Origin of the sequence: Dyadobacter subterraneus, from assembly GCF_015221875.1 — a bacterium.
In the GTDB taxonomy this organism is placed as follows: domain Bacteria; phylum Bacteroidota; class Bacteroidia; order Cytophagales; family Spirosomataceae; genus Dyadobacter; species Dyadobacter subterraneus.
Genome location: NZ_JACYGY010000001.1, coordinates 2,741,656 through 2,756,668 on the forward strand (window position 1 = coordinate 2,741,656; position 15,013 = coordinate 2,756,668).

Annotated in this window: 13 protein-coding genes; 11 read left to right on the forward strand and 2 right to left on the reverse strand. The window is 40.1% G+C overall.

What is annotated here, in order from left to right:
- Positions 1 to 28: 28 nt before the first annotated feature.
- From IEE83_RS11210 to IEE83_RS11260, 11 genes are all read left to right on the forward strand, one after another.
- On the forward strand, positions 29 to 1,576 hold the full coding sequence (locus IEE83_RS11210; RefSeq protein WP_194120666.1) for a SulP family inorganic anion transporter: 1,548 nt from the start codon (positions 29 to 31) through the stop codon (positions 1,574 to 1,576).
- Positions 1,577 to 1,860: 284 nt separating this feature from the next.
- The gene (locus tag IEE83_RS11215) at positions 1,861 to 2,892 is read left to right on the forward strand and encodes an aldo/keto reductase (protein WP_194120667.1); all 1,032 of its coding nucleotides are present in this window, start codon (positions 1,861 to 1,863) and stop codon (positions 2,890 to 2,892) included.
- 208 nt (positions 2,893 to 3,100) lie between these two features.
- Entirely contained in the window at positions 3,101 to 3,667 is a 567-nt protein-coding gene (locus tag IEE83_RS11220) for a TetR/AcrR family transcriptional regulator (protein ID WP_194120668.1), read from the forward strand.
- Positions 3,668 to 3,734: 67 nt separating this feature from the next.
- Entirely contained in the window at positions 3,735 to 4,487 is a 753-nt protein-coding gene (locus IEE83_RS11225; RefSeq protein WP_228101770.1) for an SDR family oxidoreductase, read from the forward strand.
- Between the two features lie 210 nt (positions 4,488 to 4,697).
- Positions 4,698 to 5,432, forward strand: a complete 735-nt coding sequence (locus IEE83_RS11230) for a TlpA family protein disulfide reductase (protein WP_194120669.1) — start codon at positions 4,698 to 4,700, stop codon at positions 5,430 to 5,432.
- Between the two features lie 111 nt (positions 5,433 to 5,543).
- On the forward strand, positions 5,544 to 6,422 hold the full coding sequence (locus IEE83_RS11235) for a helix-turn-helix domain-containing protein (protein WP_194120670.1): 879 nt from the start codon (positions 5,544 to 5,546) through the stop codon (positions 6,420 to 6,422).
- Positions 6,423 to 6,512: 90 nt separating this feature from the next.
- Positions 6,513 to 7,520 carry an aldo/keto reductase gene (locus IEE83_RS11240; RefSeq protein ID WP_194120671.1) on the forward strand — a complete coding sequence of 336 codons (1,008 nt, stop codon included), beginning with the start codon at positions 6,513 to 6,515 and terminating at the stop codon, positions 7,518 to 7,520.
- Positions 7,521 to 7,618: 98 nt separating this feature from the next.
- Complete coding sequence (locus IEE83_RS11245; protein WP_194120672.1) at positions 7,619 to 8,779, forward strand: DUF3095 family protein; 1,161 nt, start codon at positions 7,619 to 7,621, stop codon at positions 8,777 to 8,779.
- Between the two features lie 162 nt (positions 8,780 to 8,941).
- The gene (locus IEE83_RS11250) at positions 8,942 to 9,403 is read left to right on the forward strand and encodes a (2Fe-2S)-binding protein (protein WP_194120673.1); all 462 of its coding nucleotides are present in this window, start codon (positions 8,942 to 8,944) and stop codon (positions 9,401 to 9,403) included.
- Positions 9,404 to 9,405: 2 nt separating this feature from the next.
- A complete protein-coding gene (locus IEE83_RS11255) occupies positions 9,406 to 11,550 on the forward strand; it encodes a xanthine dehydrogenase family protein molybdopterin-binding subunit (RefSeq protein ID WP_194120674.1) in 2,145 nt (714 codons plus the stop codon).
- 174 nt (positions 11,551 to 11,724) lie between these two features.
- Complete coding sequence (locus IEE83_RS11260) at positions 11,725 to 12,327, forward strand: nucleotidyltransferase family protein (protein ID WP_194120675.1); 603 nt, start codon at positions 11,725 to 11,727, stop codon at positions 12,325 to 12,327.
- A 22-nt stretch (positions 12,328 to 12,349) separates the two neighbouring features.
- Here the strand turns inward: IEE83_RS11260 and IEE83_RS11265 are convergent, their stop codons facing one another.
- The gene (locus tag IEE83_RS11265; protein ID WP_194120676.1) at positions 12,350 to 13,579 is read right to left on the reverse strand and encodes an XdhC family protein; all 1,230 of its coding nucleotides are present in this window, start codon (positions 13,577 to 13,579) and stop codon (positions 12,350 to 12,352) included.
- Positions 13,580 to 13,593: 14 nt separating this feature from the next.
- Positions 13,594 to 14,751: a cysteine desulfurase family protein gene (locus IEE83_RS11270; protein WP_228101771.1), complete on the reverse strand. Its 1,158-nt coding sequence runs from the start codon at positions 14,749 to 14,751 to the stop codon at positions 13,594 to 13,596.
- Positions 14,752 to 15,013: the final 262 nt, after the last annotated feature.

Here is a 15,013-nt window from a genome sequence, read left to right on the forward strand (position 1 = left end):
TTTTTGCGCTCCATTTTTACTTTACAAAATGACCGGATATCTGAATTTATTTGACTTTAAACAAAAAGTAAATTACAAAAACGAAATATTAGCCGGACTGACCGTCGCGATGACGATGATGCCCGAATCGCTTTCTTTTGCTATTCTGGCCGGATTTCCTCCATTGGCAGGATTGTACGCTGCTTTTATTATGGGTTTGGTAACGGCAATTTTCGGAGGAAGACCTGGTATGGTTTCCGGCGGGGCAGGAGCGACTGTTATCGTATTGATCGCATTGATGCAATTACATGGTTTACAGTATGTTTTTGCTGCCGTAATTCTGGCTGGCGTTTTTCAAATTTTAGTTGGCATTTTCAGGCTCGGAAAATTTATCCGGCTCGTTCCGCAACCCGTGATGTATGGGTTTGTTAATGGTCTTGCCGTTATTATTTTCACTTCACAGTTTGAACAATTCAGGACGATTGTAAACGGTGAAAAAGTCTGGATTACGGGAAATACATTTTGGATTATGACAGGCCTTGTGGCTTTGACAATTGCTATTGTCCTTATTTTACCCAGATTAACAAAAGCAATTCCGGCATCACTGGTTGCCATTATTGTCGTGTTTACGCTGGTTCTTGGATTCGGGATTGATACCAAAACTGTAAAAGATATTGCCTCAGTTTCCGGCGGATTTCCGCCCTTTCATATTCCATCCGTTCCTTTAAATATGGAAATGTTACAGGTCATTTTTCCGTATGCCTTGATCATGGCTGGCGTCGGTTTGACAGAAAGTTTGCTGACACTAAATCTAGTTGACGAAATAATTGGTAATCGCGGGAATGGTAACAAGGAATGTGTGGCGCAGGGCAGTGCCAATATCCTGAATGGTTTTTTCTTCGGAATGGGTGGCTGCGCGATGATTGCACAAACTTTTGTAAACATTTCTGCCGGAGCAAGGGCGAGATTATCGGGTATAATCGCTGCCTGTACAATTCTGGTCGTGATCTTGTTTGGTGCTCCTGTAATTGAAAGAATTCCAATGGCCGCGCTGACAGGCGTTATGATTATGGTTGCCATCGGAACCTTTGAATGGGGAAGTTTCAGGATCATTAACAAGATGCCGAAGCAAGATATTTTTGTCGGGATACTTGTTGCGGTGATTACCATCTGGCTGCATAATCTGGCACTGGCGGTTTTGATCGGCGTTATTATTTCCGCATTGGTTTTTGCCTGGGAAAGCGCCAAACGTATACGGGCAAGGAAATTTGTTGATGAAAAAGGAGTTAAACATTACGAAATATTCGGTCCGTTGTTTTTTGGATCTGTTATGGCTTTTACTGAAAAATTTGATGTTGCGAATGATCCAAAAGAAGTGGTTGTTGATTTCAAAGAAAGCCGGATTGCTGATATGAGTGGAATTGATGCGCTTCATAAACTGACAGAACGTTATAAAAAAGAAGACAAAACCTTGCTTCTCCGTCATCTTAGCGAGGACTGCCGCCTCCTTCTGAAAAATGCTGATGCGGTGATTGAAGTAAACGTTGTTGAAGATCCGATATATAAACTTCCTGTTGATGTTGACAATAAAATTTAAACATGTTTTTAAAATATGATTTTGAGCTATTTAGGGCATATTTTATTAGTGTGATTTTTTCTAACACTGGTAGTTAATCAAAATGAACGGAAAGATAATGCAGAAAACATTATCGCTTCAAATGCGCTTATATCATAGTCAAAACAAAAAGCCGAAATTATCTTGTCGCCATTTTTGTTCAAAATTTGACATGAAAATTTAAACTTTCGCTTTTGTTAAAGTAGTTTAGCTTGAAGTGGATAATATATTGAAATTCAATTATTAACAAACGTAATTTCAAATTTATGGAATACAGGCAATTAGGTGCTTCCGGGATTAAAGTTCCGGTGTTAAGTTTTGGTACGGCTACCTTCGGTGGCGGAAATGAATTTTTCAAGGCCTGGGGTGAAACCGGGGTTGAAGAGGCTAAAACATTGGTAAATATCTGCCTGGAAGAAGGCGTTAATCTGTTTGATACTGCCAACGTTTATTCCCGCGGATTGTCTGAGGAAATTCTTGGAAAGGCTTTGGGCGGTTTAAGAAACCAGGTATTGATTTCAACGAAAGCCACGTTTCCGATGGGTGACGGGGCAAATGAATACGGGTCATCGCGTACGCATTTAATCCAGGCTTGTGAGGATAGTTTGAGAAGATTGAATACCGATCATATCGATATTTACCACATGCACGGTTTTGATGGCAACACGCCTGTGGAAGAAACTTTGCGTGCTTTGGATGATCTGATATCAAGCGGAAAAGTTCGTTACATTGCTTGCTCCAACTTTTCTGGCTGGCATTTGATGAAATCACTGTCGGTTTCTGAAAAACATGGCTGGTCGAGATATGTTGGACATCAGGTTTACTATTCGCTTTTGAACAGAGAATTTGAATGGGAATTAATGCCTCTGGCGATTGACCAAAATGTTGGATCACTGATTTGGAGTCCTTTATCCGCCGGTTTGTTAAGTGGTAAATTCAAAAGAAATCAGCCAAAACCTGAGAATAGCAGATTAAGTCAGGGTGGTTCACAAGGGCCGGAAACCAATTTTGAACTGCTTTATAATATTGTTGATGTGTTGGAAGAAGTAGCTGAGGAAACCGAAAAATCTGTTGCCCAGGTTGCATTGAACTGGTTATTGCAGCGTCCAAGTGTTGTAAACATTGTTGTTGGTGCCAGAAATGAAGAACAGTTAAGACAAAATCTTGCAGCAACTGGCTGGAATCTGACAAATGAACAAGTGAAAAAACTTGATGCAGCCAGCGAAGTACCGCCAATTTATCCATACTGGCATCAGAGAGGAAACCAGAAACTTAATCCAAATCCGAAATTTTATTAAGCTGATTTAAAAAGAAAGCGCCGCACTCCACGGCGCTTTCTTTTTAAATTAAGTCCATCCACATTTATTAAAGGAAGCAGAAATTAAGAACCGTTCCCAGCAATTCCAGACGTCATTCTAATCCTGAATAATAAAATTTAAAAATTTTTTCATGTTTATTTGTTTTACTTACTAATAAGTAAGTATCTTTGTGAAGTCAATTAATAATATGAAAACAAGAACTGATACCAAGGAAAAGATAGTTGAGCTGGCAAGAGATTTAATCCTGGCAGGCGGTTACCCGTCACTTAGTTATCAGCAGATTTCGTCAAAACTTGGTATAAAAAATGCTGCGATTCACTATCATTATCCAAATAAGGAAGATTTGGGCGTTGAGGTTGTCCGGAGGGATAGTGAAAAATTTGATGACTTTATCGTGGCAGTTTCCGGTCTTGGACATTGGGAGAAATTAGAAGCTTTTATGTCCAATTATCGCAAATACCTGGAAAACGAAAACAGAATCTGCATGATCGGATCAACTGCATCAGATTATAAGGAAATTCCGGAACAGGTACAAATATCAGCCAGTGCGTATTTCACTACTGTAAAAGAATGGTTTGTTGCGTTACTTGAATCAGGTAGAAAAGAAAAGGCTTTCTATTTCAAAGGTGAAGCTGTTAATAAGGCTTCATTGATTACATCGGCAATGGCTGGTGGATTGCAGCATTCGAGACTGGTTGGAAATGAGCACTATGACGCTATCATCACACAGATAAAACTTGAATTAAAAGAATAAAAAAATTTACCTTTTAAACTTACTTATCAGTAAGTAATTAAACAAACAATCTATAATAATAGAAATCATGTCAGAACAAAAAATTGCATTTATTACCGGCGCAAATCGTGGAATTGGATTTGAAACTGCTAAGAAGCTAGGCAAGCTGGGAATTTTCCCGGTGATAGGATCAAGAAATGAGGAATCAGGAAAAGCTGCCGTAGAAAAACTGAAAGCAGAAGGAATTGAATCAGATTTTATAAAATTTGATGTGTCAGATAAAAAAGATTATACCAGTGCCTATGAATATTTTGACAAAAAATTCGGAAAACTTGACATTCTGATCAATAATGCTGGCGTGAGCTATGAAGGCGATCCTGTATCGTCCTTCGGAAATGAAGTTCCTGTAAGTGGAATTTCAGAGGAAGCTTTGCGTGATACGATGGAAGCGAATTTCTTCGCAGTGGTATTCAGCACTCAGGTGCTCTTGCCTTTGATCAGGAAATCAGATGCGGGACGCATTGTTAACGTTTCGAGTACTCTTGGTTCACTGAATATGCTTTCTGATCCTTCTTCGTCAGTTTATGGAATCAAAATGTTTGGTTACAGCACCTCTAAAACTGCATTAAATTCATTCACAGTTCACTTGGCGAATGAGTTAAAAAATACTGCTATCAAAGTAAATTCGATCCACCCGGGCTGGATTCATACAGAGCTTGGCGGATCGGCGGCACCAATGACGCCAGAAGACGGGGCCAGTACAAGTGTGCTCCTGGCAACACTTCCGGCTGACGGACCAACTGGTGGTTATTTCCATTTGGATGAAACGATCGGCTGGTAAAATTTAATAATTGCGGTATTAGTGTTAAAAGGGCTTAGTCGTCTTATGCGATCTAGGCCCTTTTTTATATAAAAGAGATATGCAATTTTCAAAATTCTTATGAAATGCAGTCTTCGTTAAAATATTAAGATATCCAAAACAGTTATATAATGGAATTTAGAAAAACGAAATACACTTCTTTTTATCTTTAACAAAATCAAAAAAGCTTTTATGAGTTTCAGATTTATCGGGTTTCTCCTGATCATTTTTTGTGTAGAAAATAGCAGGATTTCTTCGGCTCAGGTGCTTCGGAGTAAGGGGAAAATGAATCAGCAGTTTGTAATGAATGATGAAACTGTAATTGTAAATCAGGCAACCGGACAGCGGATCAGCTATCATGCTTACGATGAATTATTAAAGAAAAATCCGGGTCGATACCGTACTCAGCCAGTTTTTGATAAATATGGAAAAGCCTCCTCTTTTGCCTTAATTCCCAAAACGAAATCGGAGGTGGAAACGGGTATTACACTTACATTGGATGAAGATGGCATGCCGGAAATTGGTAAACCAATCCCGCCGTTTGTCATGAACGGATTGGATGGAAAAACATATGATTCTGAAAAATTGAAAGGAAAATATGTACTCCTTGGATTTTGGGTGAAGTTTGAAAAACCATTATACACATTCGAAAGCACGAAAATTATTTCTGACTTTGTAGAAGAAAACCGTGAAAAAGGAATTGAAATTGTTTCGTTAGGAACCACAATCAATACCGATGAAGAATGCCGGAGTGCAATCCCGAAAAGAAATTGCGGCTTCATTCCGGTCCCGAATTCTTACGGGTTCAATCATCGTTACAAAGTGACAGAAACGCCTTTTTTTATATTGATTGATAAAAGAGGAATTGTGAGGGCTATGGCGGCTCACACGGAATTTGATAATATTAAGGAATTGTCTCTTCGTTAGAATTGGATAATGATTAAGTCTATAAATTATTCCGATTAATTAGTTTAACCGGATTTGTCATAATTGCCAACATAAAATCTAAGTATCCTTTGATTTTATTAACTTTGCAGCATGACAAATACGAGAACTGCTGAACTTGTTCCACCACCTGCACATTATCAACTTGACGTTATTCCATTCAAAGCCCAGATTTTTGAAGGGAGTGGAAAAACGCCGCTGGTTCCTTACAACCGGAGAGACTATTACAAGATATGGAGTATCAACGGACCAGCTAAAATTCATTATGCGGATAAATCGGTTGAGATAAATAAACCCGCTTTAATTTTTTCAAATCCCCTTGTACCGTATTCTCTTGAAGTTTTTTCGGATGACCGTTCCGGAAGGATGTGTGTATTTACGGAAGATTTTCTAAAAACAAAAGAGCGTCTGGATAGTATTCAGGAGTCGCCGTTGTTTAAAATCGGTAGCGATCAGATATTTTTTCCCGATCCAGTGCAGCTGTCCTTTCTTTATACACTTTATGAGAAAATGGTCGCCGAAATGGAATCGTCCTATATTTACAAGTATGATGTAATCAGAAATTACGTAAATCTCATGATTCATGAAGGGATGAAAATGCAGCCGGCTTTGTCGGATGTGCATCACAATAATGCGGCTTCCAGGATAACCAGCTTGTTTCTTGAATTACTGGAAAGGCAATTTCCTATTGATTCGCCACATTTTGTTTTGAAATTAAGAAAGGCCAATGACTTTGCAGAAAGCTTGTCTATTCACGTCAATCATTTGAACAACGCTGTCCGGGACATTACAGGAAAAACTACTACGGCTCATATAACAGACCGGATTTGTAATGAAGCAAAAGCACTTTTAAGGCATACGAATTGGAGTATAGCAGACATCGGCTCTTGCCTGGGTTTTGAATATGCGAGTTATTTCAATAATTTCTTCAAAAAGAATGTGGGCGTTACGCCTTTATCACTTCGGAAATAATACTTTGATTTTTATAATTTTTACTTTGAAAGCAGGAATTTTGTCTGCCGCTTCCGCAATACTTTTGCTGTATTATTAAATAGCAGCAAAATGAAATACAAAGTATTAGGAAACACCGGCTTAAAAGTTTCTGAATTGTGCCTGGGTACGATGACTTTTGGAGGTAAAGGTTTTTTCAAAGTGATGGGAAGTCTGGGCCAGGATTCAGTGGACCAATTGGTAAAAAAGGCAGTAGACTCAGGAATCAATTTTATTGATACCGCTAATGTTTATTCAGAAGGAATGTCGGAAGAACTCACTGGCCAGGCGATTCGTAATTTAGGATTAAACCGTGATGATCTGATTATTGCCACCAAAGTTCGCGGAGCAATGGGACAAGGGCCTAATGACCAGGGGCTTACCCGCAAACATATCATGCAGCAGGTCGAAGCGAGTTTGAAAAGATTAAATACAGATTATATTGATCTGTATCAGATTCATAGTTTCGATCCAATTACGCCATTTGAAGAAACGCTGAATACGCTGGACGACCTGGTTCGAAGTGGAAAAGTACGATACATCGGTGGGAGCAATTTATCTGCCTGGCAACTTATGAAAGCCGTTGGTTATTCAAAATATAACGACAAAGCAAAATTTGTTTCCATGCAATCCTATTATTCGCTGGCCGGCAGGGATATAGAACGCGAATTGGTACCGCTGCTGGATGACCAGAAAATTGGATTGATGGTTTGGAGTCCATTGGCAGCCGGATTATTAAGCGGAAAGTACAACCGGAATGGAGAATCTGAAACGGGTGGCAGGCTGACAAATTTCGCTTCTTTTCCGGTTGACAGAGAACGGGCTTTTAATATTATTGATGTGTTACAGCCCATGGCAGAATCCAAAGGTGCTTCCGTTGCGCAGTTGTCATTGGCGTGGCTTTTACATCAGTACGTTGTAACCAGCGTAATTGTCGGCGCCAATAAAATTGAACAATTAGAAGATAACCTCCAATCCGTGAACATTGTTTTTACAACAGAAGAGTTAAAACAACTCGATGAAATCAGCAAACTGCCAGTGGAATATCCCGGTTGGATGCTGGAAAGAAGTAAGAGATAGAAATTTCATATTATATAGGGATGGAAACGCAGTGTGGAAAACATTGCGTTTTTTTGTGTCAAAAGATATAAATTTGAAAGAAACCAGCCCTTAAAATAATGCCGACGTTGTCAATAAATGATTTATTCTACACTGCACTGCCGGTCAACAAAATTTCTCTGAGTGATCTGCTTACAGAAAACCAACTATTTCACGAATTACCTGACGACTGGCATGTTGTAGTTACCGACGTCAAAAACTCGACACTGGCTGTTCAAAACGGATTGCATGAAGCAGTTAACCTGATAGCAACAGGTTGTATAGTAGCCGTTTTAAATATTGCCCGAAAAAATAATCTAAGTGTCCCTTTTTTCTTCGGTGGCGATGGCGCGACTTGCATTATTCCACCATTAATTCTGGCAGAAGTCATGCGTTCTTTGCAAATTCATAAGGATAACACACGTGCAAATTTTGATATTGATCTGCGTATCGGCAGCGTTTCGGTGCATAAAATTTATCAGGATGGTTTTGGCCTGAATATCAGCAAATTTAAGAGTTCAAGTCTGTTTTCAATTCCCGTTGTTCTGGGTGATGGATTGAGTTATGCTGAAAAATTAATTAAAGGCGAGGATCTTAAACGGGATATGCTGGAATCCGACAATCAGCAGCTGGATCTTGAAGGAATGCAGTGCCGGTGGGATAGAATTGCACCACCTGAAAATCTTGATGAAGTAATCAGTTTGCTGGTCATTGCGCGGGATGAGAAACAGCAAGGAATGGTATTTAAAGAAGTTGTAGATTTTTTGGACGAAATATATGGTACATCCCAAAACCGTCAGCCAATTTCCGTTTCGAAACTGAAACTGAAATCAACACTTGCCAAAATAAATCTGGAAATGAAGGTCAAATTCGGTCGCTTTCGCTTTCTGTATATGATTTATAATCGATTCATTTTACTGTTCGGACCTTATTATTTTAACACAAAAGAAGGAAAATCTTACCTGAGCACCATTGTTGAACTGGCAGATACTTTGGTAATTGACGGAAGGATCAACACAGTTATTTCAGGCAATACGAAACAACGTTTATTGTTGGAAGAAGCGCTCAATAAACTTGAAAACGAAGGCAAAATCAGGTATGGACTTTTTGTAAGCAAGGAGTCAGTTATGTCATGTTACGTACCGAATGAAGAAAATGCGCACATCCATTTTGTCGATGGAGCAGAGGGCGGATACACAAAGGCAGCTGGTATTTTAAAGCAAAAAATTCGTTATAGTTAACGGGCTATATCCCTTCTGATTTGCTTGAATCGCTGTTTTTTAGAAAAATAATGTTTAACTTGTAATGTCAAAAATTAGTAGAAATCAAACGGGTTTAATTTCTGAGTTGCCGTTATTTTTTGATGATGACATTTGAATTGTTATAACAAATACAATTTCACCATGGCGTTAATAAAATTACAAATCAACAACCGCAGCTACGAAACAGATGCGGCTGAGGACACTCCGTTATTATGGGTTCTCCGCGACAACCTGGGACTGGTAGGAACCAAGTTTGGCTGTGGAATTGCCCAATGTGGAGCCTGCACAGTTCATTTGGATGGAGAGGCAGTCCGTTCCTGCGTTTTACCGGTATCGGCGGTAGGGAAGGGAAAGGTGACAACGATTGAAGGTTTGTCAGAAAAAGGAGATCACCCGGTTCAAAAAGCCTGGGAAGAAATTGACGTACCTCAATGCGGGTATTGCCAGGCAGGCCAGATTATGACGGCGGCTGCGTTTTTGAAGAAAAATCCGAAACCAACGGATGCACAGATTGTGGAGACAATGAGCGGCAACATTTGTCGCTGCGGAACATACCACCGGATTCGTGAAGCAGTAAAATCGGCAGCATCCAAAACAAAATAGTCATGCAGACATTAGAACAAACTTCAAGACGTAATTTCCTGAAAATTGCGGCAACGGCTGGTGGCGGATTATTTCTAGGTTTTAGCTGGTCGGGTGCATCGGCTTTACCCAAGGTCGTAAACCCTGATTCTGCGGCGGCAGGGGCTATAAATTTTAATAGCTTTCTGACCATTGGAACTGATAATATTATTACGATTTTTTCTCCAAATCCGGAAATTGGGCAAGGCATAAAAACGGCTTTTCCGATGATTGTGGCAGAAGAACTGGACGCTGACTGGAAACAGGTGAAGACAGTTCAGGCGAATCTGGATACCAGCAAATATGAACGACAGGTCACGGGCGGGAGTGGAGCGGTGCCTCATTCATGGGAGCGTTTACGGAAAGCAGGTGCAACGGCAAGATATCTTTTGGTCGAGGCGGCGGCGAAACGATGGAATGTGTCTTCCTCTGAAATTACTACCGAAAAAGGAAAAGTTTTTCATAAGGCATCCGGAAAATCAGCAACGTATGGCGAGCTGGCTGAGGATGCTTCAAAAATGACAATTCCTAAAGAGATTAAACTAAAAGATGAAAAGTCGTTCACACTGATCGGGCAAAGTGTCCGTAATGTTGACAATCAGAATATTATAACAGGCAAGCCTCTTTTTGGGCTCGATTTTTATCGGGAAGGCATGTTGTTTGCCTTGATTCAGCGTCCGAAAGCTTTTGGACTAAAATTGAAATCTGTTGATTCCGCGGAGGCTAAAAAAATGCCGGGGATTGTCGATGTAGTTACTTTTGAAAACAGCGTAGCCGTTGTCGGAAAATCTACCTGGCAGGTTAAAAAGGCACGTGAACTGTTGAAAATCGAGTATGAAAAAGAATTCGATTTGGAAAGTTCGGCAGATCATAACCGTATTTTTAAACAATTACTGGATGGCGGAGAAGCGACAGTAAGAAGGAAAAACGGTGACGTTGATACTGCCTTTAAAAATGCTGCTAAAATAGTAACGGCAGAATATCAATGTCCTTTTTTGCCGCATAGTCCTCTGGAACCTATGAACTTTTTTGCGCATGTCCGGGAAGATGGGGTAGAGCTGGTAGGGCCAACGCAAACGCCAGATCGTGCACGTACAGAAGCGGCAAAAATCACTGGGTTTCCACCAGAAAAAGTGACGGTAGAAATTACCAGACAAGGTGGTGGTTTTGGCAGAAGGCTTTCGGCAGATTATGCCATTGAAGCGACTCATGTTTCAAAATTAATGAAAGCGCCGGTTAAAGTGGTTTGGACCAGAGAGGATGATATGACGGGCGGAACTTACCGTCCGGCAGTTCGTTATCGTTTTGAAGCGGCTTTGGACAAAACCGGGCAATTAATTGGTTACAAATTGCGGGGTGTAGGTATGAACGCGGGTAATCCGACACGTGAAGATAATTTTCCTTCCGGAGCGGTGGATAATCTATTAATCGATTCGGTAGATCATAAATCACCGATCACAACCGGTCCGTGGCGCGCACCTATTACTAACTTCCTTGCTTATGCAGAACAATCGTTTCTGGATGAAGTGGCTGAGGCCGCCGGAAAAGATCCGATTCAGTTCCGATTGGAATTACTGGAAAAGGCTAAGAAAGCACCTGCCGGAGAAATAAAATATGATATCGACCGGATGATTGCTGTAATAAAACTGGCCGCAGAAAAAAGTAGCTGGGGTAAGAAAAAAGGTGTTCATCAGGGTTTTAGTGTATATTTTTCACACCGTTCTTATGTAGCGCAAGTCGGGGAAGTTGTTGTTGAGAAAGGAAAACCGGTTTTGAAAAACATGGTTGCAGCCGTGGATTGCGGTATTGTGATCAATAAAAGCGGTTCTCTTCAACAGGTTAGAGGTGGAATCGTAGATGGGATTGGACACGCCATGTATGGAAATCTTACTTTTAAAGATGGCGCGCCGGATCAAAATAATTTCAACGCTTTCCGGCTGATCCGTATGAATGAAATTCCGGAAGTGGAGGTTCATTTTGTTGATAATGGCATTTCACCAACAGGATTAGGTGAACCGGCATTACCGCCAGCAGGTGCCGCAGCAGCCAATGCTTTTTACAAGGCAACCAAAAAACGACTGCGCAATCAACCGTTCATGGAAGAGGAAGCATTTAAGAATATTTCCTAAAAAATCAGAAGATTCAGCAGTTCAGTCAGATACAATTTTGTGTTTGACTGAACTGCTTTTTTACTTAATATTTATTTGATTAAAACCTTGTTCAAAAACAGACTGGCGTAATATTTGTAGTTATCTGATAACCGTCTGCATGCAAATTTGGCGGGAAAATTTAAACCATTTCCCATGAAAACTACTATCGCTATCGTCATTCTGGCTGCCGGAAAATCTGCCCGGTTGGGTCAGCCGAAACAACTGCTTCCTTTTAAAGGAAAAAGTCTGTTGGGTTATTCTATTGAGACTGCAAAAAAAGTAGTAGAAAATGTAGTTGTGGTTACGGGAGCGGAAAGGAAACGTGTCGAATCCGAAATAAGAGATAAGGTTGCTGCAATTGTTTACAATCCCGAATGGGAAGAAGGAATGGCATCTTCTATCCGTCATGGATTAGCTTATGTTACGGAACAAATGCCAGATGTTAATGAAGTTATTTTTATGGTTTGTGATCAGCCATTTGTGACAAACGACCTTCTTATGAAATTGATAAAAGAAAAAGAACTTTCGACCAAAAGTATTGTGGCAAGCAGTTATTCAGAAGTAGCCGGAACACCCGTACTTTTTGATAAAAGCATTTTTCCGGAGTTAATGGAATTAACCGGTGACGTTGGTGCGAGAAAGATCATTATTAAAAATAAAGATCGTATGTCAACCGTTGATTTTCCTCTTGGTAATGTAGATATGGATACCGCAGATGATTACAAAAAGTTGTTAATGCAGAAGGATTTGCTTTAAAGTTAAATAAACGATAACTAAATCACATAGGGCCTATACCGCAGGAACCTGAAAAATCTTCTTCTGATATGGTAAGAACCTTTTCCACTATTCGTTTTTCCAAAACAGGTTCGTGCTGCATGGAACGACTATGAATTACATCTTTTTTATCCCGTAAAAAAGTGCCTGGTGTTTTATTCAAAACTGCCTTTATTTCAGCCAAAACCGATAGTGCTATTTCCTCAGAAGTTTCAGCGCCAATATCCAGCCCTACGGGACCGTAGATACTTGAAATCTGTTCTTTGGTAATTTCAAAACCGTCATTTTTCAAATCGGTCAGCATTCTTTCCAATTTCTTTTTGGGTCCCAGGCTTCCTATGTAAACAGAACTTTTACTATTTAAATATTCACGAAGCACACCAAGATCGTAATTGTAATTGTGTGTCATGAGCACAAAAACGGTCTGTGCATCACAATTAATTTGGGAGATTACCTCACTCGATTTTGCAACCAGCACTTTTTGGGCTAACGGAAATCTTTGAGCAGTTGCCTGATTTGCCCGTCCATCTACAACCGTAATGGTCCAGCCTAAAAGTGAAGCCATACCAACCAGCGGAATCGCATCATTTCCTGCACCTACGATCACAAGTGAAACGGGAGGTTTTACAAATTCAATAAAAGCCGTCAGCTTGTTTCCTTCAAAAGAGTAAGTATTGAATAAAGATTGTTCGGAACGTAGCGCAGTAAGACTGTCCTGAATTACGGTATCTACATACTTTCCAAACCGGTTTTCTACTATTAAATGTGCTTCGTTGTCAACTAAAAGCAAACCTGTTCCCGGCTGATTTGCCCGGTTGTTCATCGAAAAAATTGTAACAAGTACAGCGTTTATTCTTTGTTTCGTAGCCTGTTCAAGCAACGCAATCGGATGATTTTCATTTTCAACATTGATCGGTTCAAACAATATATTTACAATGCCATTGCAACCAAGCTGAACGCCGAATTTTGCATCGTCGTCATCGTCCATGGTATCATAAGTTACCAGTTTATTGGTTTGCTGTGAAATTGCCAGAAGCGCTTTTCGTAGGGCGTCTCCTTCCAGACACCCTCCGCTGATAGCACCTGTGAGTTGTCCATCTTCGGTAACCAGCATTCTTGCTCCGGGTCTTCTGTAAGAAGAACCTTCCACATGCACCACTGTCGCCAGCGCCATGCGCTTGCCTGCTGTCAATGTCCGATGATAAGCTTCTATAATGTCTGTAATCTCTTTCATTTGTTATAAAAATATCAACCAACGATACTGCGATGATCCTCTACAATCCTGGTTATGTTATGGATTGCAAATTCAATTTGAGAAAGTGCCGTAAATCTTCCAAGACTTATCCGGAAAGAACTTAAAGCAATTTCATCACTTAATCCAAGTGCTTTCAAAACATGACTGGGTTTTGAAGTGACCGATGAACATGCTGAACCTCTGGAAATTGCAATTTCACGACATATATCCAACAGCAACGCTTCACCGTTTACATTTGCAAAAGAAATATTACTGATGTTAGGCAAACGGTGTTTCTGACTGCCATTTATACTTGTTCCTTCAATTTTAAGCAATTCCCGTTCCAGCAGGTTTCGTAAAATTCCGACCGCATCTTGTTTACTTTCCAGTTCCATCTGACAGATTTCACAAGCTCTACCCAATCCAACGATTCCCGGCACATTCAACGTTCCGCTCCGCATATTTTTTTCATGTCCGCCGCCATGAATTTGAGATGAAATATTCACTTTCGGATTTTTCCTTCGCACATATAATGCTCCGATTCCCTTTGGACCATAAATTTTATGTGCGCTTAAAGAAAGCATATCAATATCATCTTCATTAACGTCAATTGGAGTTTTTCCAACTGCCTGAGTTGCATCCGTAAAAAATAAGACACCATGTTTTTTCGCAAGTTCACCAATTTCCCTGACAGGCTGGATCGTTCCTGTTTCATTATTAGCATACATAATAGAGATCAAAATGGTCTGGCTCGTAATCTCTTTTTCGAGTTCGGCCAGATCAATAAATCCTTCTGTATTCACCGGTAAATAGGTGGCTTTTCCGCCTGTATTTTCAATCCACTCACAAGTATCCAGAACAGCCCGGTGTTCAGTCACGCAGGTAATAATGTGACTTCCCTTTTCTTTGTAATTTTCAAAAACGCCTTTTATTGCCAGATTTATTGATTCCGTCGCACCGGAAGTAAAAATAATTTCAGAACTATGTGCACCAATCAGTTCTGCTACCTGTTCCCTTGCTATATCCACAGCTTCGGCAGCAGTCCATCCATACACGTGTGAACTGCTGGATGCATTCCCGAAATTTTCCAAAAAATAAGGCAGCATCGCATCAAGCACTTTGGGGTCCATCTGCGTTGTAGCGGCATTGTCCAGATATATGGGTTGTTTCAAGGAATTATTAGTTAGCATTAAATAAAAATCTTATTTCGAATTTGAGGCTTTTGATACGATTAAACAAACTTCCCTTGAAGAAATGAATCTCGAAGTTCCGATTGGATAACTAACTGATTTTATATGGTAAGAAACATGGAAGATGGTTAAGTGGTTTTAAACGATTAAAATTGCTTTCCTTCAAATTCTCTCACCCGGAAACTTTGAAAGCAAAAAGCCCATTCAGAGAACAATTTCGGATCTGTTTTTGATCGCATGCGTC